25 protein-coding genes, 2 tRNA genes and 1 riboswitch are annotated in these 26,416 nt (G+C 45.2%); of the genes, 14 read left to right on the forward strand and 13 right to left on the reverse strand.

What is annotated here, in order from left to right; translation table 11 throughout:
• The first annotated feature begins 152 nt into the window (after nt 1–152).
• From JO943_RS14510 to JO943_RS14530, 5 genes are all read left to right on the forward strand, one after another.
• Nucleotides 153–797 carry an SAM-dependent methyltransferase gene (locus JO943_RS14510; RefSeq protein ID WP_202741168.1) on the forward strand — a complete coding sequence of 215 codons (645 nt, stop codon included), beginning with the start codon at nt 153–155 and terminating at the stop codon, nt 795–797.
• Nucleotides 790–1,980 (forward strand): TIGR03862 family flavoprotein, encoded by a 1,191-nt coding sequence (locus tag JO943_RS14515; RefSeq protein WP_202741169.1) that lies wholly within the window; start codon nt 790–792, stop codon nt 1,978–1,980. The genes JO943_RS14510 and JO943_RS14515 overlap by 8 nt, the downstream gene beginning before the upstream one ends.
• Nucleotides 1,981–2,035: 55 nt before the next feature.
• On the forward strand, nt 2,036–2,695 hold the full coding sequence (locus JO943_RS14520) for a hypothetical protein (protein WP_202741170.1): 660 nt from the start codon (nt 2,036–2,038) through the stop codon (nt 2,693–2,695).
• Between the two features lie 118 nt (nt 2,696–2,813).
• Nucleotides 2,814–3,224, forward strand: a complete 411-nt coding sequence (locus JO943_RS14525; RefSeq protein ID WP_202741171.1) for a GFA family protein — start codon at nt 2,814–2,816, stop codon at nt 3,222–3,224.
• A gap of 18 nt (nt 3,225–3,242) precedes the next feature.
• Entirely contained in the window at nt 3,243–3,881 is a 639-nt protein-coding gene (locus JO943_RS14530; RefSeq protein WP_202741210.1) for a flavin reductase family protein, read from the forward strand.
• Nucleotides 3,882–3,933: 52 nt separating this feature from the next.
• Here the strand turns inward: JO943_RS14530 and JO943_RS14535 are convergent, their stop codons facing one another.
• The gene (locus JO943_RS14535; protein WP_202741172.1) at nt 3,934–4,563 is read right to left on the reverse strand and encodes a TetR/AcrR family transcriptional regulator; all 630 of its coding nucleotides are present in this window, start codon (nt 4,561–4,563) and stop codon (nt 3,934–3,936) included.
• A 205-nt stretch (nt 4,564–4,768) separates the two neighbouring features.
• Here JO943_RS14535 and JO943_RS14540 point away from each other — a divergent pair, with 205 nt between their 5' ends.
• The gene (locus JO943_RS14540; RefSeq protein WP_199974150.1) at nt 4,769–5,509 is read left to right on the forward strand and encodes an SDR family NAD(P)-dependent oxidoreductase; all 741 of its coding nucleotides are present in this window, start codon (nt 4,769–4,771) and stop codon (nt 5,507–5,509) included.
• A 67-nt stretch (nt 5,510–5,576) separates the two neighbouring features.
• Here the strand turns inward: JO943_RS14540 and JO943_RS14545 are convergent, their stop codons facing one another.
• Entirely contained in the window at nt 5,577–5,909 is a 333-nt protein-coding gene (locus JO943_RS14545) for a HopJ type III effector protein (protein WP_202741173.1), read from the reverse strand.
• 304 nt (nt 5,910–6,213) lie between these two features.
• Nucleotides 6,214–6,280, forward strand: a riboswitch (Fluoride riboswitch).
• A 133-nt stretch (nt 6,281–6,413) separates the two neighbouring features.
• On the opposite strand from JO943_RS14545, the gene crcB reads away from it, so the two are divergent.
• Nucleotides 6,414–6,794 carry a fluoride efflux transporter CrcB gene (gene crcB, locus JO943_RS14550; protein WP_005226561.1) on the forward strand — a complete coding sequence of 127 codons (381 nt, stop codon included), beginning with the start codon at nt 6,414–6,416 and terminating at the stop codon, nt 6,792–6,794.
• Nucleotides 6,795–6,810: 16 nt separating this feature from the next.
• A complete protein-coding gene (locus JO943_RS14555) occupies nt 6,811–7,140 on the forward strand; it encodes a DUF190 domain-containing protein (protein ID WP_202741174.1) in 330 nt (109 codons plus the stop codon).
• 97 nt (nt 7,141–7,237) lie between these two features.
• Here JO943_RS14555 and JO943_RS14560 read toward each other — a convergent pair whose 3' ends face one another.
• The 4 genes from JO943_RS14560 to JO943_RS14575 form a co-directional block, all read right to left on the reverse strand.
• On the reverse strand, nt 7,238–7,492 hold the full coding sequence (locus JO943_RS14560) for a type B 50S ribosomal protein L31 (RefSeq protein ID WP_005226565.1): 255 nt from the start codon (nt 7,490–7,492) through the stop codon (nt 7,238–7,240).
• 148 nt (nt 7,493–7,640) lie between these two features.
• The gene (locus JO943_RS14565; RefSeq protein WP_199974142.1) at nt 7,641–8,933 is read right to left on the reverse strand and encodes an ABC1 kinase family protein; all 1,293 of its coding nucleotides are present in this window, start codon (nt 8,931–8,933) and stop codon (nt 7,641–7,643) included.
• Between the two features lie 301 nt (nt 8,934–9,234).
• Nucleotides 9,235–10,596, reverse strand: coding sequence for an MATE family efflux transporter (locus tag JO943_RS14570; RefSeq protein ID WP_202741175.1), 1,362 nt, complete (start codon nt 10,594–10,596; stop codon nt 9,235–9,237).
• 30 nt (nt 10,597–10,626) lie between these two features.
• On the reverse strand, nt 10,627–11,088 hold the full coding sequence (locus JO943_RS14575) for a DMT family transporter (RefSeq protein WP_005226577.1): 462 nt from the start codon (nt 11,086–11,088) through the stop codon (nt 10,627–10,629).
• 114 nt (nt 11,089–11,202) lie between these two features.
• On the opposite strand from JO943_RS14575, the gene hemW reads away from it, so the two are divergent.
• On the forward strand, nt 11,203–12,357 hold the full coding sequence (hemW, locus tag JO943_RS14580; protein WP_202741176.1) for a radical SAM family heme chaperone HemW: 1,155 nt from the start codon (nt 11,203–11,205) through the stop codon (nt 12,355–12,357).
• Between the two features lie 125 nt (nt 12,358–12,482).
• Here hemW and JO943_RS14585 read toward each other — a convergent pair.
• The 4 genes from JO943_RS14585 to JO943_RS14600 all read right to left on the reverse strand — a co-directional run bounded on the left by JO943_RS14585 (nt 12,483) and on the right by JO943_RS14600 (nt 18,322).
• Nucleotides 12,483–12,558, reverse strand: a tRNA-Lys gene (locus JO943_RS14585).
• A 120-nt stretch (nt 12,559–12,678) separates the two neighbouring features.
• Nucleotides 12,679–12,754: transfer RNA gene (locus JO943_RS14590), tRNA-Lys, on the reverse strand.
• 173 nt (nt 12,755–12,927) lie between these two features.
• Nucleotides 12,928–14,769 carry a long-chain-acyl-CoA synthetase gene (locus JO943_RS14595; protein WP_202741177.1) on the reverse strand — a complete coding sequence of 614 codons (1,842 nt, stop codon included), beginning with the start codon at nt 14,767–14,769 and terminating at the stop codon, nt 12,928–12,930.
• Between the two features lie 190 nt (nt 14,770–14,959).
• The gene (locus tag JO943_RS14600) at nt 14,960–18,322 is read right to left on the reverse strand and encodes an Rne/Rng family ribonuclease (RefSeq protein WP_202741178.1); all 3,363 of its coding nucleotides are present in this window, start codon (nt 18,320–18,322) and stop codon (nt 14,960–14,962) included.
• Between the two features lie 790 nt (nt 18,323–19,112).
• On the opposite strand from JO943_RS14600, the gene JO943_RS14605 reads away from it, so the two are divergent.
• From JO943_RS14605 to JO943_RS14625, 5 genes are all read left to right on the forward strand, one after another.
• Entirely contained in the window at nt 19,113–20,045 is a 933-nt protein-coding gene (locus tag JO943_RS14605) for an RluA family pseudouridine synthase (protein ID WP_005226581.1), read from the forward strand.
• Entirely contained in the window at nt 20,042–20,716 is a 675-nt protein-coding gene (locus tag JO943_RS14610) for an HAD-IA family hydrolase (RefSeq protein WP_202741179.1), read from the forward strand. Before JO943_RS14605 ends, JO943_RS14610 begins: the two co-directional genes overlap by 4 nt.
• Before the next feature lie 73 nt (nt 20,717–20,789).
• A complete protein-coding gene (locus JO943_RS14615; RefSeq protein ID WP_202741180.1) occupies nt 20,790–21,485 on the forward strand; it encodes a helix-turn-helix transcriptional regulator in 696 nt (231 codons plus the stop codon).
• 52 nt (nt 21,486–21,537) lie between these two features.
• Nucleotides 21,538–22,146, forward strand: a complete 609-nt coding sequence (locus JO943_RS14620) for a glutathione S-transferase family protein (protein WP_202741181.1) — start codon at nt 21,538–21,540, stop codon at nt 22,144–22,146.
• 352 nt (nt 22,147–22,498) lie between these two features.
• The gene (locus JO943_RS14625) at nt 22,499–23,551 is read left to right on the forward strand and encodes an MBL fold metallo-hydrolase (protein ID WP_005280698.1); all 1,053 of its coding nucleotides are present in this window, start codon (nt 22,499–22,501) and stop codon (nt 23,549–23,551) included.
• Here JO943_RS14625 and JO943_RS14630 read toward each other — a convergent pair.
• The 3 genes from JO943_RS14630 to JO943_RS14640 all read right to left on the reverse strand — a co-directional run bounded on the left by JO943_RS14630 (nt 23,505) and on the right by JO943_RS14640 (nt 25,995).
• A complete protein-coding gene (locus JO943_RS14630) occupies nt 23,505–23,945 on the reverse strand; it encodes a DoxX-like family protein (protein ID WP_202741182.1) in 441 nt (146 codons plus the stop codon). The two genes, JO943_RS14625 and JO943_RS14630, sit on opposite strands and share 47 nt — an antisense overlap.
• A complete protein-coding gene (locus JO943_RS14635) occupies nt 23,942–24,382 on the reverse strand; it encodes a thiol-disulfide oxidoreductase DCC family protein (RefSeq protein WP_202741183.1) in 441 nt (146 codons plus the stop codon). The genes JO943_RS14630 and JO943_RS14635 overlap by 4 nt, the downstream gene beginning before the upstream one ends.
• Before the next feature lie 92 nt (nt 24,383–24,474).
• Nucleotides 24,475–25,995 carry a catalase gene (locus JO943_RS14640; RefSeq protein WP_005280689.1) on the reverse strand — a complete coding sequence of 507 codons (1,521 nt, stop codon included), beginning with the start codon at nt 25,993–25,995 and terminating at the stop codon, nt 24,475–24,477.
• Nucleotides 25,996–26,416: the final 421 nt, after the last annotated feature.

The following is a 26,416-nucleotide window of genomic DNA, read 5'->3' on the forward strand; positions in this document are numbered from 1 at the left end:
AATAGCTAAACTTCATAAGTCATGCCTTGTATCAGCTAAAAAATGCTCTCTGTCGCAAGCATTTGTGAAATGTTAACAAACCCTAAATAGATTAGGCAAAAGTAAGGTGACTTGTTAGACTTATGCCGATTTCTAGATAGTTTGATGAGATTATGTCGATTCGTCAATTTCAAGCACAACGTATGCAAGCCCCTCGTGATTTTAAGGCCATTCCTCACACACCAGTTTGCGTGGAAATCGGCGCAGGCAAAGGTAAACATGCCTTGTTATTTACGGGACAAAACCCGCAGACCACGTTGTATGCAATTGAGCGAACCAAAGAAAAATTTTTGGCGATGCAAAAGCAGCATCAACTGGAACCGCGGGAATATTTAAACCCGGTTCATGCCGATGCTTTGCCTTGGGTGGTGCACGCCTTGTTTCCGGCCCAGGTACAACAATTTTTTATTCTCTATCCGAATCCAGAACCGCATAACCCGGCGCAGCGCTGGCTCAATATGCCATTTTTCGAATTCCTGCTTTCACGCCTGCAACCGAATGGAACCATTACCTTAGCCAGTAATATTCCCGAATATATTGATGAAGCAGAGCAACAGCTGCTTGAGGTATGGAAATTACCTTATGAAAAACAAAAAATTGCAGCGGACTCGGCCCGTACCCATTTTGAAATTAAATATCTGGAACGTGGCGAACTGTGCCAGCAATTGATCATTGGCAAGCCAGCAGGTTACGCAACCCGTTTTGATGATTTTGCACCGTTGCAAGGTCAAAATGCCCAAGAGAACCGCGATGTCTAAGCGGGTTGCCATTATTGGTGCAGGCCCAGCAGGTTTGATGGCTGCCGAGGTGCTGAGTCAGTATGATTATGAAATTGACGTGTTTGAGCAGAAACCTTCGGCAGCACGCAAGTTTCTAATGGCAGGTAAAACCGGATTAAATATCTCTCATGCTGAGCCAGTCGAGCAGTTTATCCAGCGTTATGATCAACCTGAATGGTTAGGCCCATGGGTCAGGCAATGCGATGCTCAATGGATTCAGAGCTGGATGCAAGGTCTGGGCATCGAGTCCTATGTCGGCAGCTCAGGACGTGTCTTTCCCGTAGAAATGAAAGCTGCACCGTTATTGCGTGCCTGGCTGAAACGTTTAATGGCTGATGGCGTGAAGTTTCACTATCGCCATCGTTGTGTGGATTTATCCAGTAATCAACTCACTCTGGAAAACCAGACGCAACGTTTTCATGCCACTTATGATGCGATTGTATTGGCTTGTGGTGCGGTGTCATGGTCGCAATTGGGCAGTGATGGGGCATGGCAGCAATGGCTCGCAAAAAATGAGATCGAGCCTTTTCAGGCCAGTAATGCCGGGGTTTTGAAAACATGGTCGCCGTTTATGCAGGATTGCTTTGGTCAGCCATTAAAACGCGTCAATGCCTGGGTAAGCCCTGAACAGCAAACCCATGGCGATATCATCATTACCCACTATGGTTTTGAGAGTGGTGTGATTTATAAACTGGGACGTGAGCTCAGAGCACAGCTTGCCCAACAGCAGCATTTACAATTGCATCTGGACTTATTGCCCGATGTCAGTATTGATCAATTAGAAAAGAAGCTACACGGTAATAAAAAGCAGTCCTTGACCAATCTTTGGCGTAAAGCAGGATTGGACAATGTTAAAATTAATCTGTTGCGGGAAATCGTTGAAAAAAGCTTGTGGTCAGATGCCAGGCAAATGGCACAGCAGATCAAACAGCTCAGTATTCCTTTGGCAGGCTTTCGCCCGATTGAAGAGGCGATTAGCTGTGCAGGTGGGGTAAAGCAAGAGGTGTTATCTCCACAACTACAATTGCAATCTAACCCTTATGTATTTTGCTGTGGCGAAATGCTGGATTGGGATGCACCAACAGGGGGCTATTTGCTAACGGCTTGTTTTGCGACCGGAAGAGCAGCAGCAGCAGGGGTCAATGCATTGATCCGCGAGTAAAATAAGCGATATGACTTAAATAAAAACAAACTCAATCAAATTGTTAAGAGGGTATATGAATATTCAACCAACAGTGGAAACACAAAATAACGAGATCATCAAACCATTTCAGCCCAAGCAAATATTCAGCTTGTTTTTTCAACCGAAAAGGTTTTTTTCTCAGTCTAAAAGCTATCATCATCAAAGCATTATCGTGATTGCCTATCTGATTGGTATGGTCAGTGTGATGGATCGAATCGATCAGCATCTTTTACGGGCCGAGACCTCCAATAGAACTGGTTTTTTGAGTTCAGCTGCCGACACTTGGTCAGGTTACTGGTTATGGGTATTAGGCATGGGGATTATTTCTGCTGCATTTGCATGGCTGATTCAAGGTTGGTGGTATAAGAAAAGACTGCAGTTTTCAGGCGTCAAGGAAGCGGATCCACAACTTGCCCGACATGTGTTTGTATTACAATCTTTAGTCTTTGTACTGCCGATTGTGCTTACTACCGTCATTCAAACGTTTTTATATCCAAATTATTTAGAGGCTTATCATTACTCTACCGTGTTAGGTCTTATTCCGGTGCCATTTTTATTCTGGTCTTGTTGGGTCAGTTATCGCGGGGCAACCGAGGTATTTAAAACCAATGGCTGGGCAAAACTGTGGTTCTTAGGCCTGCCGATTCTGTTCTATATTTTAATCATTGGTGCATTTACGGCCCTCATCAGTTGATTTTAAAAGGGTTGTCTGATTTCCACTAAAATCCCGTCGTATTTCCTGAGCAGATTTGCCTTGTGACCCGGCATTTAAAAATGCTAGTTTTGAGTGAAAGTTCATCAGGAATAGGGAAATGTCTCAAGCTTTACCGGTGTATCGCGGCAGTTGTTTATGTGACGGAATTCATTATGAGATTCATGGCGACATTGGCGAGATCATACAGTGCCATTGCCAGCGTTGCCGTAAGGCCAATGGTACGGCCTATGCCACCAATGCACCAATTAGCAGTGCAGCGTTTAAAATTGTACAAGGTGAAGCGCTGGTTAAAAAGTTTGCTGCCTCTGGCGTGTACCGCTGGTTCTGTGGCGAATGTGGCTCTCCACTGATCAGTTCACGGGATGCACAGCCTGAGCTGTATCGCTTAAGAATCGGAACGCTGGATACGCCATTACAGCAAAAACCCAGCATGCATATTTTTGCTGCATCGAAAGCAGAGTGGGATTGTATCGCGGATGATTTACCGCAATATGCTGAACGTCCTTAAACAGGATGTATGATTGCGATGATTTTTGAAACCTCAGATTTAGAGCCCAATGACATCTACCGACTCTTAGTCGGTGGAATTTCACCTCGGCCGATCGCCTGGATTAGCACCGTCTCTGCGGATGGCGTAGCCAATATTGCACCTTATTCATTTTTTAATGTGGCCAGCTGTAATCCACCTATTTTATGGTATTCACAGGTCAATCCCAGAAATGGGCAGGATAAAGACACGATTCGTAATCTGATGGAGACCCGAGAGTGCGTGGTGCATATCGTGAATTCACAATTGCTGGAGCAGATGAATTTATCCTGTGCTTTATTGCCAGCAGCACAAAGTGAATTTGAGTTTGCCGGGATTGAGTCTGAACCAAGCCATTCAGTTGCCGCATTATCTGTCAAACATGCACCGATTCGGTATGAATGTCAGTTAAGGGAAGTGTTGCAATTGAGTACGCTACCATCGGGTGGTACGGTGGCTTTGCTGGATGTGAAAGCAATCTATGTCGATGACCGACTCTGGGATGGAGAGATGATTGACCAGCAACAACTGGATAGTGTCGGGAAAATGGGAGGAGACTTTTATAGTTTAAGCACCGATTTACGAAAACTTGCCCGACCTGTTGTCACACCAGCAGATGAGCGAAAAAAAGGCGGTTAATGACCGCCTTTTTTGCAGTTAAAACCTGATTTTCCAAGTTTAGATCTTTTTGTTATTTTGAATCCTTATTTTTCATATTGGTACGGGCATCCCAGCCACGCATAATCTCGGTTACGGCATGGTTCAGTACAGTGCCTGATACCCCATCCCGTGCTTGTACGGATAGGCCGAGTAAAAAACAATACAAACTTGTTGCGTAAGCACAGACATCCGTATCGACTGCTAATTCACCTGCATCTACAGCACGTTGAACACATTGTGTAAATCTTTCGCGAGTTTTCAGGCGATGCTGGGTTAAATATTGTTGAATATGGATATTTTCGGGGGAACAGGTCGCGGTTGAAAGGACCAATAAGCAGCCTTTGGGGTGACTGGACTCAGTTTGCATTTTTGCCGACTGGCGTAGAGTGCGTTCAATCGCTTCTCTAGGTGCAAGATTTTCATCGCAGAGGCTTTGAGTCACCTGACCATGCGTTGCGATGTAATGCTCAATTACTTCTCGAAACAACGCTTCTTTTGAGCCAAAGGCTGCATAGAAACTTGGTGCCTTAATTCCACCGGCAATGTTGGATTTCAATAAAGAGAGTGAAGTCGAATCATAGCCATATTCCCAAAATAAAAGCATCGCTTGTTCAATCGCCTGATTACGATCAAAGGTACGTGGCCGGCCCATTTGCGCCATTAAGAACTCCTCTTATTCATGAGATCTATACTAGTCGATACAAAAGTCATTGACAAGGTTGAAAGGTCGACTTACATTTGTATCGATCGATACATATATTGAGATTTAAAGTCGACACTTAATAGGTTTAGATCATTGTGAATAGCTATTCATGCGCCTATCGACCGCTGAATCTCTGTGTTAAGCCTAAAACAGGAATTTCATCATGAAGACACTTACAGGTAAAGTTGCTTTGGTTACGGGAGGGAGTCGTGGTATTGGCGCTGCGATTGCCCGAAGCTTAGCCGCACAAGGTGCAGATGTGGCAATCACTTATCATCGTGCAAAAGATCAGGCACAGACAGTTGTCGAGCAGATTCAGGCCTTAGGCCAGCGTGCCGAAATGATTGTGGCCGATGCCGCTGATGCAGCACAGGTCATTGCTGCGGTGGATCTTACGGTGGAACAGTTTGGTCGCCTAGATATTTTAGTCAACAATGCAGGTAACTTCCTGGTCGGAGAAATTGATCAGCTCACACTTGAGGATTATGACCGCACCATGTCGGTTAACTTGCGAGCAGTGTTTGCAGCGACCATGCAGGCGAGCAAATATCTGCCTGAGGGTGGGCGTATTATTTCGATTGGGAGTTGCCTGGCTCCAAGAGCAGGACGAAGTGGCATCAGTTTATATGCCGCCAGTAAAGCTGCCTTAGTTGGGTTAACCAAGGGAGTTGCACGCGATCTTGGCAAGCGCAATATTACGGTCAACCTGATTCATCCCGGCCCGACAGATACGGATATGAATCCTGCAGATGGTCCACGTGCCGATGCGACGCGGGCGAGCTTGGCAATAGCAGATTATGGTCGTCCTGAGGATATTGCTGCCACTGTGCTGCATTTAGCTGGTGAAGGGGGGCGATATATTACAGGCGCAGAGATCGCAGTAGATGGCGGATATAACGCTTAAAAATATAATCAGAAAAAAATCATGATTGAGTACAGGCAAAAAAAGGAGGTTAAACACCTCCTTTTTATTATTTGGCAGTTAAAGCCTTACCTTCAAACTTGACCCCATCCCAGCCATATTGCATAAACTGACGGATATTCTGGTGGTCAGTGGCTTCAGGCGTTGCTAACACAGAGGCATAATGTTCTGCGAATAAACTGAGCGTGTCGGCCTGATTTAAGCCTTCAATTTGAGCAAAACTGAGCACTTTGGCACTGCCTTGGTTTTCAGTCGCAGCATTGGATTGCGCGCCATTTTGGAATGCAGTCGGGGTATGCTGATAACGAGCTTCGATAAATGCCAATACATCCGCAAACTTTGCCGAGCCATCTTTCAGTTGTGCCAATAAGCTTTGAGCCATTTCAAAATTCCATGTTGATTGAATCAATAGCAGCATCATAACATTGAAAATGCAGAAGAGAAGGTGATCGAACTCTGAACTAGGCCTTAGTGTATTTGACGTTTATGCTCAAAGTCGTCATTTATATATTGACGAATCATGTATAGGCACAAGCCTTTGATTTCGTCACCTTCGCCTTAGATTTCTATGTGGTTGGGGAAAAAGTTTTAACTGGCCTTGGCTAAACTGTGGATAACTCTATGTTTATACACAGTGCGATTCTGCTTAAAAACAGCGGTTGAGTTGCCTAAAAAATATGTTATTTTAGAGCAAAGGAGATGGCATTCCTCCTGTTACAAACCGCCAGAATGGCTAATGATGCCTACGTTACCCTGAACAGGGGACGTAGGTTCGTGCGTGCTCTGTTCCCATTTTTGGAGTTCGCCCATGAAACATCTTCAGAATAATCTTTACAAATCCATGTCTTATCATTCTTTCGCTCCAACCTTGTTCTTGGGGTAAATCATGTACTATCCATTACTTTCAATCGCTTTAGGCTCGGTATTAGGTGCTTGGTTACGCTGGTTTTTGGGCTTAAAACTCAATCCTATATTCCCGACTATTCCTTTGGGAACAGTGACTGTTAATTTTGTCGGTGGCTTTATTATTGGTTTTGCCATTTCATATTTTTCTCAAAGCTCATTGAGTCCCAATTACAAGCTGTTTGTGATTACAGGTTTTTGTGGCGCGCTTACGACATTTTCGACTTTTTCTGCCGAGATCATTGCCTTATTGCAAAGTGGTAAATTGGGCTATGCCTGTGCCGCGATCATGATTCATGTGCTTGGATCGCTATTGTTTACGATTTTAGGTATGAGCCTGCATCAATGGCTCAGTGCTGCATAGTTGGGGAGTCATTGTAATGCATGGATTTTTAATGAGCTTTTATACCGCGCAAAATCGTTCCTATCAGGGACAGCCGATCAGCGAGTGGTTGCTGACTGTGGCAAAACAGATGAATTTAGGTGGCGCGACGGTCTTGGCGGGATTGGAAGGTGTTGATCATCAAGGTCTATTTCATTCGGCCAGTTTCTTTGAATTGGCGGATCGACCGGTACAGATTCAATTTGCGGTTACAGAAGAGCAGGCGACCGAGTTATTGAGCTATCTCAATGCTAAAGAGATTTCACTGTTCTATGTGAAAACACCGATTGAGTTCGGGGTGGTGGGACAGCAAAAGACAGACTCCTAAAGCTGGAATCAAGACATAAAAAAAGAAGTCTAAGTGGAGGAGAGTTAACCTTAGACTTCTAATGCTTTCAGCTTAATGGGTGAAACTTAAATTAAAATTAAGCTTTGCGGTTAAAACGTGCAAAGCGTTTATTAAAGCTTGCAACACGACCTTCATTGCTGGCCTGACGTTGCTCACCGGTATAAAACGGATGAGATGCACTTGAAATATCAAGCGTCACATAGGGATAAACTTTGCCTTGATATTCCTTGGTCTGTTTGGTTTGCAGGGTACTGCCAATTAAAAAGTAGGCATCTGCATTGGTATCGTGGAATAAGACTTGTTGATAAGCAGGATGGATATCTTTACGCATGTTGAATGACTCCTATTGTTAATAGAAATGTTATAACATAACAATATATGAAGTCAATTCACGTCTTTTCAAGTCAGTTGTATATATAAAGTGATTAAAGTAGATAGTCCTCTGACGTGTTGCAACAAACCAGAGGGCATCAGACAGATTAATTTGGAACTAATTCTTCAAATAAATCATTGAGATTGTCATGTACTTTGAGATGAATCAGGTTCCAGTAATGTCCGGAAATGGTTCGGTTGACCATAAGCGTATCTGGTGAAGGTTTAAACACATCCCAGTATTTCAGCGATTTTTTCACCAGTAACATACCATCATGATGTGATGAGTTTTCGGCAAAATCATAATTGGTGGTTAGCGGACGCAATAAAATTTCAATCCATTGGGTATATAGCTCACTCGGGAACTTGTGTTTTTCGGCAATGGAATGCAGTTCTGCCAGCAAGTCTTCAACTTGCGCAATATTTTCCTGACGCGCCGCATTCACCAGCGCCTTAAAGTGCTGAACGATTTCAGGCGATAAGGTTTTGACGCTGCCGTAGTCGTAAATAATCACACTACCATCTTCACGAAAAGCGAAGTTACCTGGGTGCGGGTCGCAGTGGAAGCGCTTTAAGAAAAACATTTCCTGTCCTAAGGCACGGATCAGGCGGCGTCCAATCTGATTGCGAGTCTCGACTGACCATGTACTTGCGGTTTCGATAGATTCACCCTGTTCCAGACTTAGGGTCAGTACGCGACGAGAGGAATAGTCTTTATAAACAGCTGGAATAATCACTTGAGAATCGAGCTTTTCATGGAAGGTTTTAAAGACTTCCAGATTTTGTGCCTCGATTTCATAATTCAGTTCGGCTGAAAGACTGTCCTGAATTTCCTGAAACAGTTGATCTTGCAGCTTCTTGTCAATTTTTAATACACCCATCAACCGCAAAGCCAGACGCACTTGTTTTAAGTCGCTTTCACAGGCCTGATCGACACCCGGATACTGCACCTTGACTACAACGGCTTGGCCGTTTGGTAGTACTGCACGATGCACTTGTCCGATTGAGGCGGCAGCAAAAGGTTCTGTTTCAAAAGAGCTGAAAATCTGCTTTAACGGTTTGCCGAGTTCTTTTTCAACCTGTTGCTGGATCGCTGAAAAAGGCATTGCAGGGGCCTGACGTTGCAGCTTGGCAATGGCCTTAGCGACTTCTGGCGGGAAAATATCCTTATATTGCGAGGCGATTTGTCCGACTTTCATCACCGCGCCTTTCATTTCTCCGAGGGTATCGGCAATCTGTAGACCAATGTCCTGAAACAGCTGGCTACGCGCTGCATTTTTCTGTTCTTCATCGGCGGTAAAATTGCGGATCGAATTCGCTACGCTTTTGCTGGCAATACTTGCGGTCATACCAGCCAGTTTGAGAAAACGCTTACTGGGAGAGCTTGCATGTTTTGCCATCAGGACTTGACCTCATACGATCTAGTTTTAAAGTGATGCCTTGATCATAGGTGACAAAACTTAAATTGCCTATAACAAAATGTTAAGTGATGTAAGCATGTATAAGCGAGCTGTTATTCATACTTTACTGGGTGAAGGTGATACGGGCTAAGCAAAGCGTTTTATCAGGTTGTCACCTGCGTATTTACTCGCCCTATACTGCCTATGAATAAAAAAAATATTTAAAATCAGGACAGGCCAAGTCAAATTCGGGGGGCATCCATGCCCCCAAAGCATTGCTTGATTGGATGAAGACGATTCGCTAGGAAACGGGAAGGGACATCTTGGCCAAACGTTTATTATTGAGGTACAAACGGCTGATCAGTAAGACACAGGCAATGCTTAACCCGATAATCAAACCTAACCAGACACCTGCCACGCCCCAAGAGGTGTAGCGGGCAAGATATAAACCAATCGGGAAAGCAATCACCCAATATGCCATTAAGGTAATCCACATTGGCGCTTGCGTGTCCTGCATGCCGCGTAGGCAACCTGCCGCACTGACTTGCCACGCATCCATCAACTGATAAGCCATGGCAAACCAGAGCAGATACATGGCCACAGGAATCACATCCACATCCGTGGTGTAGATTGCCACGATATAAGGACGTGCCAGAGCGATCAGCGTCATTGTCAAAGCTGCAAAAATGGTGGCGCTAATCAGCCCTACGGTTTGAACCTGACGCATGGCGTGCCAGTTCTGTTCGCCGTAATACATGCCGACACGAATGGTTAAGGCAATCGCCAAAGACAGCGGAATCATAAATAATTGTGAAGTCACTGAAATCGCAATCTGATGCGCTGCAATGGCATTTTCACCCAATGGGCTGAGTACAATTGCGCCTGTACTAAAGATACTGACTTCAAAGAACACCGCCAGACCAATGGGCAAGCCCAGTTTTAAAATACGTTTGATCCAGACCGGATCAAGTTTTTCCCATTTTGTAAAAATAGGCGCCTGCTTATAGGCTTTGGCTTTGGAGACATAGATGGCCAGTGTAATAAACATCAGCCATTGCAAGATAGCTGTTGCAAAACCGCAACCTGCACTGCCGAGTGCCGGAATTGGCCCGAAGCCATACATAAAAATAAAGTTGAGCGGAATCAGAACCAGCAGGGCGATCAGGCTGATAGCAGTGACAGGGCGTGGATGGCCCAAGGCTTCAGAGTAACTGCGTAATGCGGCATACATCATCACTGCTGGCATACCAAAGCCGATGGCATGTAAAAACAGGCTGGCTTTGGGTAATAAGCTCTCAGGTACACCAAATAACGGCAAAAACTGGGGCATGCACTGCAGGATCAACATCGCCACAACGCCCAGAATCACGGCAACCCATAACGACTGACGGGCAATGGTCGGTATTTTCTCCGGTGTTTTTGCACCCCGTGCTTCAGCGACCAAGGGCGTGGTTGCCAGCATGATGCCTGCAAATAACAGCATAATGGGAATCCATAGGCCAACGCCTACGGCAATCGCCGCCAGATCTGTTGCAGAAAGATGCCCGGCCATAATGGTATCAATCAAACCTAATCCTGCCTGGGCAAACTGGGTGATCAGGATTGGAAACATCAAATGAAATAGCTGTTTGAGTTCAAACCGCTTGGTTGTGACGTGGGACACAAAAAATACTCTTATTAAAATGAGGAAGAATCAGCGTTGCAGGGTCAATAACACCCCAATAAAAATCACAATACTGCCGAGCAGGCGTTGCCAGTTAATCGGTGTTTTTTCTGTACCTAACCAGCCAAAGTGATCAATAAACATCGAGATCACCAGTTGCCCGAAAATCACTAAACCTGAAAACGTTAATAATCCGAGCTTGGGAGCAGTATAAATGCTCAAACTAATCGCATAAACCCCAAGAAAGCCACCGAGCCATAGAAACCAGGGAATTTGTGAAATTTCACTTAAACTGGGTTTACTGGCACTTTGAAAACACACCAATAGCGCCAGTACAATGGTGCCAATAAAAAAAGACAGTAGCGCCGCTTGCAGGGGAGAATTCAGATACTCTCGAAGTTGTGTATTGATTGCGGTTTGAAAGGCCATGGCAATACCAATGCCTAGAGTCAGGGGAAGAATAAACAGTAACTGGCTAGAAATTTTCATCATATTATCGGTCTAATTGTTGTTGGTTGTCCCCAGTCTAACTGAATACGTAGATGATGATAAGCCGAACGGGCGAGTCATGTTAAAATGGCGGGGTTCTGTCATTGAGCTGCAATTTTGAGTCATTTAAACCCTGCAAATATTCCACTTTCCCTGTATATCCATATGCCGTGGTGTGTACGTAAATGTCCTTATTGTGACTTTAACTCCCATGCGGTGCCTGATGGTCAGTTGTCCTTGGAACTGGAACAGCAATATCTGGCTGCCTTGGTGGCAGATTTTGAAACTCAGATTGAAATGGCGCAAGGCCGATCGATTCACAGTGTCTTTATTGGTGGTGGAACACCTTCGCTGATTTCTGCATCGGGCTATCAATGGCTCTTTGAACAACTGAAAGCGCGTTTGGCGTTTGAAGAAGATTGTGAAATTACCTTGGAAGCCAATCCGGGGACCGTGGAGCATGATCCATTTGCGGATTATCTGGCGGTGGGGATTAATCGTTTATCCTTAGGTGTACAAAGTTTTGATCCCGAGCATTTACAGCGTTTAGGACGGATTCATACCGCCAATAATGCACTGGATGCAATTCAGCAGGCACGCCAGGCAGGCTTTGAGCGTGTAAATGTGGACTTGATGCACGGTTTACCTCAGCAAACAGAACAACAGGCCTTAACCGATCTTCGATTGGCGGTAGAGCATGGTGCAACGCATATTAGCTGGTATCAGCTGACCATTGAGCCCAACACGGTGTTCTTCCGTACCCAGCCGGTATTGCCGCAAGACGAGGTGCTAGAGCAGATTCAGGAGAAAGGTGAGGCGTATTTAAAAGCCAATGGTTATGTCAATTATGAAGTTTCGGCCTGGCGTAAGGAAAAGCCATCGGCACATAATCTGAATTATTGGCAATTTGGTGATTATCTGGCGATTGGAGCCGGTGCGCATGGCAAGGTCACGCGTCCTGACGGGATTTACCGTTTCCAGAAAACCCGTTTACCTAAAGATTATTTAGCTAAAGTCCCTGCTGAACATGTGCAAATGAAACGCATTGAAGCAGATGAATTGCCTTTTGAATTTATGATGAACGCATTGCGTTTAAATAAAGGTGTGGCGACCGAGTTTTATACCCAGCGCACAGGACTTGCGTTGCAAGATTTGAATGAGACATTGCATGACTTGCGTGAGAAAAAACTTCTCATCGCTGATCAGAACAGAATTGCCTGTACCGAGCAGGGACATATCTTTTTAAATTCGGTGCTGGAAAGATTTTTATAGTTTAAAAATTATATGTGCTTTGGGCCGGGAGGCTTAAAGCACTAGTTTTGGTTTTTGTCATCGTTTGGAAAGATATCGATGACAAAATAAAAAAGCCTCATCAAATGATGAGGCTTTTTCGAATCTGGTGGGTCGTCCGCGACTCGAACGCGGGACCAACGGATTAAAAGTCCGCTGCTCTACCAACTGAGCTAACGACCCTGAGCGAGGAGAAGTAAAACAACGTTTTACCTGAGCGCAAGAGAAAATCTATGATTTTCTGTAGCTTAACCTCTTACAGGCGTTTGTAAAATACATTTTACAAACTCTCAAAACATTAGATGGTGGGTCGTCCGCGACTCGAACGCGGGACCAACGGATTAAAAGTCCGCTGCTCTACCAACTGAGCTAACGACCCTAAGCAAGTATTTCAACTGGCTTCGCAAGAAAAACTAATCAGTTCTAAATGCGTCTTCGTTTTGATGTTGCGTATTCTAGCAAGTTATTCAGCTAACACAAGAGGAAATTTAAAAACATGTGCATGATTGTTTATAAAAAGCACGATTTCCTCTTATTTAGCTAAAAAATAAACTAGAAACGGTATTGATAGCTTTGAATATTGTCAAAGATCTCAGTATTTACATCACAATAGCTGCTTGCACCAGGCAATAACACCAGTAAACGTTCAGAGGTTTTGCTCGGATCGAACGAATCTTCTTTCAGTTTATTTTTCTGGTATTTGAATGTACCGGTGGTTTCAACCTTTTCCTGAACGCGCAAGAACACCGGAATGGCATAGGAAGGTAAACATTTTTTAAATACATTCACCATTTCGCTTAAATCTGCATCATTCAGCGCTGCACCATCCACCAAGGTAATGGCTGCCATACCAGCACGTCCGTTGGTATTTGGAATTTCTACGCCATAAACCACGGCTTCTGCGATTTTTTCATATTCACAGACCATGTTTTCAACTTCAGTGGTCGATACGTTTTCACCTTTCCAGCGGAAGGTGTCGCCGAGGCGGTCCACAAACTGGGCATGACGGAAGCCGATATCACGGACCAGGTCACCGGTATTGAAGTATGAGTCGCCTTGAGTGAACACATCTTTCATGATCACAGACTTGTTCTTTTCAGGGTCGGTATAACCATCAAAAGGTGAGCGGCTGGTGATCTTGCCAATTAACAGGCCAACTTCACCGGTTTTGACTTTCTTGCAATAGCCTTTTTTGTCGCGGACCAGTTCGTTCTTCTCTTTATCGAACTCAACGATGGCATAAGGCGTAGGAGAGAAGCCGACGGTATTGTCAAAGTTAAAGATATTGCTGAAACCGACATTACCTTCGCTTGACGCATACAGTTCAAGCACTTCTTCAACCCCGAAACGCTCTTTAAACTTGCCCCAGATATTTGGGCGCATGCCATTGCCAATCATTTTGGTCACGCGATGTGCACGGTCCAGTTCAGTTGCTGGTGCATCAATCAGGTAACGGCACAGCTCACCGACGTAACCGATCGCAGAAGCATTGAATTTCTGTACATCTTTCCAGAAGGCGCTGGTTGAATATTTACGACGTACTGCCAGTGTCGCACTGCCTGCAATCACACCACACCAGCACACCACCACACCTGTGGCATGGTAAAGCGGTAGGGTGACATACATCACATCATCTTTGCCAAGATTGAGAATGTGACCATAGGTGCCGTATGCCAGTGTCCAGCGACTGTGCGTGAAAATTACCGCTTTTGGCAGGCCAGTCGTGCCTGAGGTGTAGATATAGAACAGGCCATCTTTACCCGTCACGGTACGTGTGGTGGACGGATTAAATTTCGGAAACTGGTCAATTTGCAGGGCAAGATTGACGTAGCCTTCTGGTGCTGTGCCCGCATTTTTACGGGTTTCCTGATCAGCAAACCAGTGGAAACGGTCTTCTGCAACTTTTAAATCCTGACGTGCTTCATCGATTGCAGCACGGACTTCTTCACCGGCAATCACTGCAATCGGGTTGACCAGATTAATGCTATGCGCGAGTACTTTACCCACCTGAGAGGTATTGACTAGCGCAATGGTGACCCCAATTTTGGCTAAAGCCACAATGCAGGCAATCAATTCAGGACGGTTCTCAACCATCACTGCAATCACATCACCTTTTTTTGCACCCAGAGATAAATAGTAATGGGCAATCTGGTTGGCCCACTCATTTAAAGCCTGATAGCTGTAGCTTTGATCTTCAAATAACAGAGCGATGCCTTGAGGGTTACGCTTGACTGCTTTTTCAAAGGCAATACCTAAACCAGCAGGAGAAGATGGCGTTCGTAAATATGCCTGTTTAAGACCATTAAGGATATGAGGTACTTTAGTGATGAAGTTTGGAAGTCGAGTAGCGACATCACCAAGGGTAATAATATCGGTCTGCGTAGTTTGGCTCATATCAATCCTGTTTATTTTTCGATCAATCCAAAAATGGCTATCCGTAAGAACACAACCATTCACACCATTGTCGTTGATGCTGTTTTGTAATGGTAAGTTCCTAGAGCAATCAACCTAATTTGACAAAATAACAAAAAAGCCTAGTCACCGAAATGACTAGGCTTAGCCTTATTGAGTGCAATTTAGCAAATTATTCATTGCTAGCTGCAGCCTTTTTCGGTGGACGTCCACGTGGACGGCGAGGGCGGCTTGATTTTTCTTTCTCTGCTTTTGCAGCTTCATCTTCTGATTCTGCTTCAGTTGCAGCTGTTGCCTGTTCTGCTTTTTCAGCAGCTTGAGCTTTCTCAGTAGCTTTGCTCGCAGCTTCAGGCTTGGCCTCAGCTTTAGCCGCTGGTGCTTTCACCGCTTCAACCGGTGCTACTTCTGCCGGAGCAGCCACTGCTTCTTGAGCAAGTTCTAAAGGTTGTTGCTCTGGCGCTGCAACCACAGTTTCTTCTGCTGGCTTAGCGACTTCTTCTGTTTTCACTTCTTCTTTCGATTCAGTATTTTCAACAGGAGCAGGCGTCGCGTTTGAAGCAATATGCGCTTCTTTGGCTTGCTCTGCAGCAAGTTTGGCTAAACGACGACGTTCACGCGGGTCATTTGCAACTCGAACAGTAGCAGCTTCAGGTGGTGTTAATGCTAACACTGGCGCTGGTTCAGCTTCTTCCGTTACTTTTTTGCTTGGAAGTTCGGCATCACGTGTTACCGGACGCTTTTCTTCTTCAACCACGGTGTCTACCACTAGCGTGCTGGCATATTGCTCGGCAAACTTTTGCAGGGCACGGTTAAACGTGGTGATTAAACCAAATTGCTCAATCAGGATAGTGCAGTCTTCACCATAAACATGGCGAATCAGGCTACCGATCGTGTATTGACCCAGCGCTGGAATCTGCGATGGTGCAATTTTTGGTGCCGCTGCTTTCTGCGGTGCTTGAGCACCACGTTGACGACGACGAGAACGTGGGTCATTGCTGGCACGTTTTACTGGCGCTTGGGCTGCTTCTTCTGCAGTTGCAGCAGGTGCTTCTTTCGCAACCACTGGTTCTACTGGAGCGGCAGGTTTGCTCTCGGTTTTTTCTACAACAGCGGGCGCAACTTCTGCTTTTGCGGCAGGTACAGTCGCTTGTTGTGGATTCAGTGCCACGATCTCACTTTGACCTTGATCAATGTTCACGATCAATGCCGTGTTCATTGGCTCTGAACGTGGTGCATCCACCACATCAACTTTAACCTGTTGCGGGTTCGCAGGCGCTGCAGTTGCAGCTGGTGCGTCATTCAACACGCTTTGGTCACGATGACGGTTTGGTCGGTTCGGACGTTGCTGGTTACGGTCACGACGTGGTAATGGCGCATTGTCATTCGCTTGCGCAACCTCATGATGTTGCTGCTGGTTTTGAGGCTCTTGCGACTGCTGACGTTTTTGTTGACGTTTCAGTTCGCGTTGCTCTTGGCGCTGTTCCTGACGTGACAGTTGAACGACTTCTTCGTGCACTTGATTTTGTTGTTCATGTGCATGCGCGTGCTGTTCACGTTGCTCTTTGTGCTTGCGTTTCTTCTGGTTTTGATTTGGACGATGTGGTTTTTCGTCTTTCTCAAACGTTTCACGCGGTTCCTGTTTCACAGGATTCTGTGAAATATAGGCATTGTTTGCTGCTGGGGCAGCAGTTTCAGTGGCAACAGATGCAACAGGTGCATTGACCTGACCAAACTGGCCACGACTTACTGCGCCATTGTTGACCATTTGCTCAATCGCAGCTGCCGCATTTTGTGCCGAACGCGATTGATCTGTGGTTTGTGCCTGTTTTTGAACAAACAGGTTTTCTAACCATGCACAAGGACTTGCTGACTTTTGCGCAACAGCCTGTTGAGTTTGTTTTGCTTGCGCAGCCTGCTGCTGAGCAGCTTTCTTCTGTGGCGCAGCTGCTTGATTTTGTGCAGGTGCATGGTGATGCTCTGCATCTTCCAGATGCCAGTCAGAAGACTCGTAACCGAGTTCTTTTTCACTTGAACGGGTCGCTTCAGTACGTTCATAACTAGACGGTGCAAAACCATCCGGATTGAACTGGATTTGATAATGTGGCGTTTCCAAGTGCGGATGCGGTAATACCGTTACACGAACATTTGAGGTTTGTTCCAAGTACACCAGGCTGTGACGCTTTTCATTCAATAAGAATGCAGCGATTTCAACAGGCACTTCAACTTGAACTTCACCTTGGCGTTCGCGTAATGCAATTTCTTCAACCTTACGCATGATCGAAAGAGACAGTGAACGTAAGTCACGCACCATACCGGTACCATGACAGCGTGGGCATACATAACCTGTCGCTTCTTCTAAAGAAGGGCGTAAACGTTGACGGCTCATTTCCATCAGGCCAAAACGAGACAGTTGACCGAACTGGATACGTGCACGGTCGCTTTGCGTTGCTTCACGTAATTTGGCTTCGACCATACGCTGGTTACGGTCTTTGGTCATGTCGATAAAATCGATGACCACCAAACCGCCGATATCACGTAAACGCAGTTGACGTGCGATTTCTTCGGCTGCTTCAAGGTTGGTGTTGAGTGCTGTTTCTTCAACATCATGACCGCGAGTTGATTTCGCCGAGTTAATATCAATCGATACCAAGGCTTCGGTCTGGTCGATGACGATTGAACCACCAGAAGGAAGTTTGACTTCACGCTCATAGGCAGTCTGGATCTGGCTTTCAATGCCGAAATGAGCAAATAAAGGCTCATTCATGGTGTAGGTTTTTAATTTGTCGAGCTGACGTGGCATCACTGCTTTTACGAAGTTATAGGCTTCGTTGTAGGCTTGCTCACTATCAATCAGGATTTCAGCAACATCATCACGTAAATAATCACGAATGGCACGTGTCACCACGCCTGCTTCCTGATGAACCAGCATTGGTGACGGGCCTGAACTTGCCGAGCCCTGGATTTGTGCCCACAGGTCAAGTAAGTGTTGCAAGTCAAGTTGCAGCTCTTCCTGAGTACGGCCAATCCCGGCGGTACGAACGATGACACTCATGCCACGCGGTACATTTAACGAGGCTAAAATTTCTTTCAGTTCTTCACGGACAGAACCTGAAATCTGACGGCTGATACCGCCACCTTTCGGATTGTTCGGCATAAGCACTAAATAACGGCCTGCAAGCGAAATGAAAGTAGACAGGGCAGCACCTTTGTTGCCACGCTCTTCTTTTTCAACCTGAACCAGTAATTCAGTGCCTTCAGTGATCAGTTCACGAATATTTGAAGTTTGACGAGGGTCAGCTTTGAAATACGAGTTTGCAATTTCCCGCATAGATAAAAAGCCTTGACGCTGTGCGCCGTACTCAACGAAAACCGCCTCTAAAGAGGGCTCAACGCGAGTGACATGACCTTTATAAATATTTGATTTTTTTTGTTCGCGAGTACGATTCTCTAAGTCGAAATCGTAAAGACGATTACCAGTGATAAGTGCAACGCGAACTTCTTCGGCGTGGGTTGCATTAATCAACATACGTTTCATGGGTGTGACACCTAATAGTGATGCACACAAACAATAAGCCCAATATTTTTGAGCAAACATCTCATTGGCACGATCAAGACTCAGAAGCAACGTTGTGTAGGAAGCTCTGAAACCACTGGCTGTAAGTATCCAGCTGGAGGCTTTGATCCGGTTATTTCGATGTTAGCAATACTGCTTCAATCTTGAATCCGTTGATATTTCATGGCATGTCTGACATCTGTGAAATATCACTAGATCCGACATAATCAAAGTTTCCTGTACGCTTCACTGGCGGGTGAGCGGTGCATTGGATGGTGACTTTCACTGTCATTAAGCATTGAAGTCGATCCATCTGGAAGTCTTGATACGGAATGATCATCGTATCTCTGCTTGGCAGTTCCAATGCATCAACGCTTTAGCCTGAATGCGACATCAGGGAGCAAATTGTCTGATGTGGATCAGTTTACGTTTAATAACCAGCAAATTGCTGGCGACATATTTTTTCTGAACAAACTGTATGTGCTGATGCACAATTAAACGCAACAGTTTGCCATTTTGCCGATATAATAAGCCTTCGGCGTCGGCATAATTCTTTAGGACCTATCCGAGTTATTGGTGAATATCTCATCGATTTAAAATTTTATCTAAATAAAATTTCTGATTTGATGCTCACTTACGGTGGTATCCGTGCGCTGAATATACCAAACCTTGCAGCATCTGCCTATGGGCTAAGTTTAGGTTTCTTGTGAAATAACTTAGCTAAATGATCATTTTTTAATCATATTTAGCAAATCTTGGATTAATCGAGCGTATGAATTCTACACAACAATGGCAAAGTGTCACTTGGTTTGACGTGGATGAGCATCAAGACGGGCAGCGAATAGATAATTTTTTATTTACCCGATTAAAAGGTGTTCCAAAAAGTCGCATCTACCGTTTGATTCGTGAAGGACAAGTACGCGTAAACAAAAAAAGAATAAAAGCAGAAACACGTTTGAACATTGGCGACCAGATTCGTGTCGCACCAATCCGTTATGAACAGAAGGATGAAACGGCTGCACCTGTCAGCGATAGCGTCGCGCAAAGCCTGTTGAGCCGAGTGGTGTATGAAGATGAAGGCTTGCTGGTAATCAATAAGCCTTCGGGAATTGCCGTGCATGGCGGTAGCGGCGTGGCCTATGGCTTGATTGAAGCATTACGTGCGGCCACAGGCAAAAAATATCTGGAACTGATTCACCGGATTGACCGTGATACCTCAGGTCTGGTGATGGTCAGTAAAAAGCGCAGTACCTTAAAATTGCTACAGGACCTGCTACGTGAACATAAGATCCAGAAAACCTATGCCGCTATTGTTAAAGGTCAGGTCAGTCTGGATCGCCAGATGATTGATGCGCCTTTATTGCGTTATGAACTGGCCAATGGCGAGCGTCGTGTCCGTGTTACTTCTGAAGGTAAGCCAAGTAAGACCGACTGGAAAGTAGTTGAGCGTTTTAAAACAGCCACCTTGGTTCATGCTTCACCCTTATCAGGCCGTACTCATCAAATCCGAGTACATGGTTTAAGTATTGGTCATCCATTGGTGGGGGACGATAAATATGGACATAATACGGTGTATAACGGCCCGGCAGCGCGCCGTTTGTGCCTGCATGCCATGCGTCTGGAAATTCCGAATTATCCAGTGATTGAAGCTCCGATGCCTGAAGATATGCAGCAGGTGATTGACGAATTGAGAAAGCAGAAATGAAGCAGAAGATTGAACTCGTCATTTTCGATTGGGATGGTACCCTGTTCGACTCGGTGGGCCAGATTGTGGCGAGTTTGCAATATGCAGCGCAGCAATTCGAACAGCCACTGACGGATGAAGCCGCGAAAAGCATTATTGGTTTAGGTTTACCTGAAGTGATGCAGATCCTGTTTCCGCAAGTCCCGCATTTGCATCAGGAGCTTTTGCAATGTTATGCCGATCATTATGTGGCAAACTCGAAAGGCGATGTCTGGTTTAATGGGGTCGCTGAGCTATTGATGGATTTAAAGCAGCAAGGTCTCAAGCTTGCGGTCGCGACCGGTAAAAGCCGTAAGGGCCTGGATCGTGTATTGGCGCAAACCAATAGTCATGCACTATTCGATATTACCCGTGCCGCGAGTGAAACCAAGTCCAAGCCAGATCCACTGATGTTGCAGGAAATTCTGGCCGAGATGGATGTGGCAGCTGAACGTGCGATCATGGTTGGGGATACCAGTTACGATCTGGAAATGGCGCAAAATCTGAATATGCCGCGTATCGGGGTCAGTTATGGTGTGCACAGTATTGAAACGTTACAGCAATATCAGCCATTAACCATTGCCCATCATGTGCAGGATTTGCATCATTATTTACAAAGCTTGCTCAAGGTTGCTGATTTAACCGAAAGTTAATTCACTGAAGATCAAATGATAAAATGAGGGGAGAGTTCGCTTTCCCGTCATCCATAATAACAATAGGGACTATATGAGCCGCTCGATCCGTTTGCTCAATCTATTACAACTACTCCGAGAATATCGCTATCCGGTCACTGCACAGGTATTGGCGGAGCGACTGCAGATTAGTCAGCGCAGTGTCTATCGAGACATTGAGACATTACGCGCCCAAGGGGTGAGTATTGATGCAGCAGCAGGGCTGGGGTTTCAGCTCAAAGAAGATTTCCTGTTACCGCCAATGAGCTTGAATGAAACCGAGATCGAGGCCATCTTTCTGGCCTTAAACTGGTTGAGTGAAATTCCTGATCTGGCTTTAAAATCGGCTTCCACGTCGGTTCTGGCCAAGCTCAATGCAGTATTGCCTGAACATTGCCGACATTTACTTCAGCACACCACCTTACGCTCCATCAATGCCTGGCTTCCTGTAGATGCACAACTGGTGGAGCAGGTACGTCTGGCCATCCGCCAGCAAGTCAAAATTGTGGTGGATTATGCCGATGAGCAGCAGCGTATCAGTTCCCGTACCGTGTGGCCTTTTGCTTTAGGCTATTTTAATGATCGGATTGTACTGGCCGCATGGTGCGAGTTGCGACAGAGTTTTCGGCACTTCCGGATTGACCGTATCCGGCAGCTCAGCCTGTGTCAGGAGCTTTATCCGCAATTCAAGCAGCAACTGTTTCAACAATGGTGGAGGCAAGAGGTATGTTCGACTACTGACAGAAACTGACAATCCAGACAATTATATTGAAATAAGAATAACTCACTAAGGACATATCAACATGGCACTTAAACTTTATACCAATAATTTCTCACGTGGCGTTGTAGTGGACTGGTTGCTGATTGAACTGGGCGTGCAATGTGAGCGCATCGAAGTGGCCTTTGAAACTGAAATGAAAGCGCCTGAATATTTAAAAATCAATCCCTTCGGTAAGGTCCCTGTGCTGGTGGACGATGATATTGTGGTATATGAGCTGGATGCGATCTGTGCCTATCTGGCCGATAAGTTCGCAGACAAAGGTCTGGCACCTGCACTCAATGATCCGAAACGCGGTCTTTATTATCGCTGGATGTTCTTTATTTCAGGGCCTTGGGAAGCGGCTTCAACCAATAAAATGCTAGGTGTGGAGGTCAAGCCAGACCAGAAAGGATCTGTCGGATATGGAGACTATCAGGATGCCTACAATGCCTTTGTGCAAGGTCTGAGTGAAGCCGATCCGTATTTATGTGGCAAACAGTTCACTGCTGCGGATGTGACCGTTGCCGCGATGCTGTTCTGGCAGCTCAAGATGGGAGAAGTTGAGTCTCATCCTGCGATTGAACGCTATCTGGACAATATTAAGCAGCGTCCGAGCTATCAAAAGTTTGCTGCCTTTTTTAGCAATGTTTAAGATTTCATCACTATAAAAAGCCGACTTGTTCGGCTTTTTTATTTTGTCATCCCGATGAATCTTCAACTCAAAACAGAAAAACGTGTTGCAAAAACGTCTGGTTTAACCTTTCACTACAATTGTCACTGAGCCTTATTAGTTCGGTAAAATTGTGTTGACTCAGCTCTAGAAAATCAGCATAACTGAATACCTTATGTTAGGATCAAAGTCCGATTATGCTGTGATGAAATGTGCTCGCTCTAGTCAAAAAATCATGATGATTTAAAACGCGATAACATTGAAAACACGCCGTAATCTCAGGGATATAACATAATGGACCTCATGCGATTAGATTCCACCACAGAAGAAGTACATGAAAGATAAGCCGACATTAACCTATCAATTGCCGACACAATCTTGCTTGAGTCATACTTGGGTGAAACCGCCGTTTCCACATGAGGCTTCTGATCATTGCGGCATAGACCGGTTCTATAATTTGCAGAAACCGTTAACCCCGTTTGATCGTAAAGGGCTGTTAAAGTGGCTGGCGACCCGTCAGTCCTATACCTGGAATGTTGATCGTGTTCATGAGTCCAATTTACGCAACCAAATGCTGGAACTGCCCCAAAACCGACCGCATGCCGACTTAAATGACTGGCAAATCTGGTTTGTGGGACACGCCACAATTTTAATTCAAATCGGCCCTTATAATTTCCTCACCGATCCGGTCTGGTCGGAATATGCCAGCCCGAAACAGGGCAATGGACCACGCCGTGTCTGTCCCGCAGGCATTGCGCTGGAACATCTTCCGACCATTCACGGGGTCTTGCTCAGTCATAATCATTATGACCATATGGATCTGGCGACGCTGGATTGGTTACATCAGAAATTTGAAATGCCGATTTATACCGGTTTAGGCAATGGCTATTATCTGCCGAAACATCTGCATGTGATTGAAATGGACTGGTGGCAGGAAATTCCGTTTCATGATGAGTTAAAGATTGCCTATACGCCTGCACAACATACTTCCGGGCGAGGTGTGCGCGATCAGAATCGTGCCTTGTGGGGCGGTTTTTCTGTGCTTGCCAAGACTGGACACTGTTTTTTTGCGGGGGATACCGGTTATTCAGGGCATTTCAAGCAAATTCATGAGCGCTATGGCGATGCCAGAATTGCCTTATTGCCGATCGGGGCTTATGAACCGCGGATGTTGATGCGTTATGTGCATATGAATCCACAAGATGCCTTTCATGCACATTTAGACTTGCATGCGCATCGCTCACTGGCGATTCATTACCGTACCTTCCAGTTGACAGATGAAGAGCGCGATTCGCCTGAACATGAATTGCAGCATGCCATGAAATCTTCTTCGAAACTGGTCAATCCTTTCTATTGCATTCGCGAAGGGCACTTTTTAAGGGCTTAGCATCAGCCTCGGCATTCAGACACCAGATTGCGATTAGTGAAAGACTGGCTAGCGCAATATTCATGACCACAGGATTAAACGCTTGGTAAAGCTGATTCGGGTCAATGAATAGAATAAAAATAAATAACCCGGTCAAACTCACGATACTGAGCCAGTGTAAACAGGGATGTTTGATGAACAGAAACAGAATACCAAAAATGACTTCACTGATTCCGGATAGCATGACCAACCATCCTATATAGAAATGAGCTATCGGTAATTGTTGCCAAATGGTTTGTTCAGTCGGTGACTGAAAAATCAGTTTAGGAATTAGGCCTTGATAGATCCAAAGCAAGGCGATCATCGACTGACAAAATTTTAAAATCCTGTGGATGGTCGGGTGACGCTGCTTCATCTCAAGACATCATCCTGAAGGAAATGTTGCTGAATATCCGCAGTCACCACATAACATTGTTCAGTTTTACCAAACAGATCATAGCGATTTAACGCAATGCGCCGATAAGCAAAATCACGGAGGGTTTTAGGAACTAGACGGGCATATTTTAAGCTGCTATAAGGAAAATCCAGCCGCTGAATAATACGCAAAAAGGCCGTCGATTCTGTATAACATTGCTCTTTTTTCAGCAATAGCATGGTTTCAAAATGATCGGTCGGGAAATGGTAATGCTTTAACAATTGCTGCCCTAGACTGGATTGTACCGACACCAGTTTGAATTGGCAGCGTCGATCATGTTTGATCATAAAATCTGCCCAGGCTGAACAGAGTACACATACCGCATCGAACAGGATGATGTTATGGTTTTGAATCAGGTGTCGTAAAGGTTTTGCCATATTTATTCTTCTTATCGGGTGTTGAATAAATTGTCCCTCAAAGGCATTAAAAAAGCCATCCGAAGATGGCTTTTTATTAAGTATTTGCTGGCTTAGAGAAAGCTTGGTAAATGACGCGCCGGATCAGTTTCACGCGCAGCTTGTGCATCAGCAACGGTCATGCCCAATGCTTTTGCAACCCCTTCACCGTAGGCCGGGTGGCAAGCGTAGCAATTACGGATATGACGATACTTGATAAAGTCCAAAGCATCGCCCATGGCACGTGCTGTATTGCCAAATAATGCGTCTTGTTGCTCTGGTGTCATCAGTTCGAACAAGGCACGTGGCTGACTGAAGTAATCATTGTCATCTTCACGGTAATCCCAGAAATCGGCATCACCATTAATTTTCAATGGTGGCTCTTTATACTGAGCTTGCTCTTGCCACTGACCGAAGCTGTTTGGCTCGTAGTGCGGTAAACCCCCATAGTTGGCATCGATACGGCCTTGACCGTCGCGGTGATTACTATGTACAGGGCAGCGTGCCGCATTGACTGGAATTTGCTGGTAGTTCACACCTAAACGGTAGCGTTGTGCATCGGCATAGTTGAATAAACGCGCCTGCAACATACGGTCGGGTGAAGCACTAATGCCTGGCACCAGATTGCTTGGTGCAAAAGCAGATTGCTCTACATCAAGGAAGAAGTTTTCAGGATTACGGTTCAGTTCAAACTCACCCACCTCAATTAACGGATAATCGCCGTGTGGCCATACTTTGGTTAAATCAAACGGATGATACGGGACTTTTTCAGCATCTTGTTCTGGCATAACCTGAACAAAAAGGGTCCATTTTGGATAGTCTTTACGTTCAATGGCATCAAATAAATCACGTTGATGGCTTTCACGATCCTGACCTACCAGCTCGCCGGCTTCTGCATCCGTCAGATTTTGAATACCTTGTTGGGTTCTGAAGTGGAATTTCACCCAGAAACGCTCATTGGCGGCATTAATGAAACTATAGGTATGGCTACTGAAGCCATGCATATGACGGTAGCTTGAAGGGATACCGCGGTCTGACATGACGATGGTGACCTGGTGTAATGCTTCTGGCAATAACGTCCAGAAATCCCAGTTATTGGTGGCACTACGCAGGTTGGTTTTCGGGTCACGTTTGACCGCTTTGTTTAAATCCGGGAATTTACGTGGATCACGCAAGAAGAAGACCGGGGTGTTATTCCCGACCATATCCCAGTTACCTTCTTCGGTATAGAATTTCAGGGCAAAACCACGAATGTCACGTTCTGCATCGGCTGCACCGCGTTCACCGGCAACGGTGGTAAAACGGGCAAACATTTCAGTTTTTTTGCCGATTTCACTAAAGATTTTAGCGCGGGTATATTGGGTAATATCATGGGTAACGGTGAAAGTACCAAATGCACCAGAACCTTTGGCATGCATGCGGCGCTCAGGAATCACTTCACGGACAAAGTTGGCAAGTTTTTCGTTTAGCCATAAGTCCTGGGCTAATAATGGTCCTCGCGCACCCGCGGTCATACTGTTCTGGTTATCGACAACTGGTGCACCAAAATCAGTGGTGAGGTGGCTATAAGGACATTTTTTTTCGTCTTGGCTCATGTTCTATCTCCATCAAGAAGACCTGTAAGTGAGGTCATCTCAATCATTTGACCGTTCAAAGATATGAATGCTTCGCTGGGACATATACAAATTGGGTATCAAAATTTCAGATGCCTAAGTAAGATTTGCAATGAATCAGTTCCGCTTTTGTATTTTTACTCTAGGTTGATGAAAGCTTTTTTTCCAATGGATTAAAGTTGATGTCATAAATGCTTTATTCGATTGAAGCTGTTTATAGCTTAAGCTTGAGCTGAGTGTTTGTAGATATAAAAATTGTTAAAAAAATAAGAAAGCTTATGAAAAATATAAGTTTTATTATAATTTGTTGTTGGTATTTCAATGAATGCACGGCCTCGAAACAAGAAATGAAAAATGGCGATAGTTAAGGCAGGAATTGGAGCAATGGCCTGTTGCAGTTATG

Source organism: Acinetobacter sp. 'aerobic (ED)' (assembly GCF_904886855.1).
Classification (GTDB): domain Bacteria; phylum Pseudomonadota; class Gammaproteobacteria; order Pseudomonadales; family Moraxellaceae; genus Acinetobacter; species Acinetobacter courvalinii.

Coding starts and splice junctions, on each gene's coding strand:
- JO943_RS14525 (WP_202741171.1), top strand. CDS start 2,814: ATGTCTCAAGCTTTACCGGTGTATCGCGGCAGTTGTTTATGTGACGGA.
- JO943_RS14545 (WP_202741173.1), bottom strand. CDS start 5,909: ATGGCTCAAAGCTTATTGGCACAACTGAAAGATGGCTCGGCAAAGTTT.
- JO943_RS14605 (WP_005226581.1), top strand. CDS start 19,113: ATGAATTCTACACAACAATGGCAAAGTGTCACTTGGTTTGACGTGGAT.
- JO943_RS14595 (WP_202741177.1), bottom strand. CDS start 14,769: ATGAGCCAAACTACGCAGACCGATATTATTACCCTTGGTGATGTCGCT.
- JO943_RS14575 (WP_005226577.1), bottom strand. CDS start 11,088: ATGATGAAAATTTCTAGCCAGTTACTGTTTATTCTTCCCCTGACTCTA.
- JO943_RS14615 (WP_202741180.1), top strand. CDS start 20,790: ATGAGCCGCTCGATCCGTTTGCTCAATCTATTACAACTACTCCGAGAA.
- JO943_RS14530 (WP_202741210.1), top strand. CDS start 3,243: ATGATTTTTGAAACCTCAGATTTAGAGCCCAATGACATCTACCGACTC.
- JO943_RS14515 (WP_202741169.1), top strand. CDS start 790: ATGTCTAAGCGGGTTGCCATTATTGGTGCAGGCCCAGCAGGTTTGATG.
- JO943_RS14560 (WP_005226565.1), bottom strand. CDS start 7,492: ATGCGTAAAGATATCCATCCTGCTTATCAACAAGTCTTATTCCACGAT.
- JO943_RS14630 (WP_202741182.1), bottom strand. CDS start 23,945: ATGAAGCAGCGTCACCCGACCATCCACAGGATTTTAAAATTTTGTCAG.
- crcB (WP_005226561.1), top strand. CDS start 6,414: ATGTACTATCCATTACTTTCAATCGCTTTAGGCTCGGTATTAGGTGCT.
- JO943_RS14610 (WP_202741179.1), top strand. CDS start 20,042: ATGAAGCAGAAGATTGAACTCGTCATTTTCGATTGGGATGGTACCCTG.
- JO943_RS14565 (WP_199974142.1), bottom strand. CDS start 8,933: ATGGCAAAACATGCAAGCTCTCCCAGTAAGCGTTTTCTCAAACTGGCT.
- JO943_RS14535 (WP_202741172.1), bottom strand. CDS start 4,563: ATGGCGCAAATGGGCCGGCCACGTACCTTTGATCGTAATCAGGCGATT.
- JO943_RS14600 (WP_202741178.1), bottom strand. CDS start 18,322: ATGAAACGTATGTTGATTAATGCAACCCACGCCGAAGAAGTTCGCGTT.
- JO943_RS14555 (WP_202741174.1), top strand. CDS start 6,811: ATGCATGGATTTTTAATGAGCTTTTATACCGCGCAAAATCGTTCCTAT.
- JO943_RS14635 (WP_202741183.1), bottom strand. CDS start 24,382: ATGGCAAAACCTTTACGACACCTGATTCAAAACCATAACATCATCCTG.
- JO943_RS14540 (WP_199974150.1), top strand. CDS start 4,769: ATGAAGACACTTACAGGTAAAGTTGCTTTGGTTACGGGAGGGAGTCGT.
- JO943_RS14520 (WP_202741170.1), top strand. CDS start 2,036: ATGAATATTCAACCAACAGTGGAAACACAAAATAACGAGATCATCAAA.
- JO943_RS14620 (WP_202741181.1), top strand. CDS start 21,538: ATGGCACTTAAACTTTATACCAATAATTTCTCACGTGGCGTTGTAGTG.
- JO943_RS14640 (WP_005280689.1), bottom strand. CDS start 25,995: ATGAGCCAAGACGAAAAAAAATGTCCTTATAGCCACCTCACCACTGAT.
- JO943_RS14625 (WP_005280698.1), top strand. CDS start 22,499: ATGAAAGATAAGCCGACATTAACCTATCAATTGCCGACACAATCTTGC.
- JO943_RS14510 (WP_202741168.1), top strand. CDS start 153: ATGTCGATTCGTCAATTTCAAGCACAACGTATGCAAGCCCCTCGTGAT.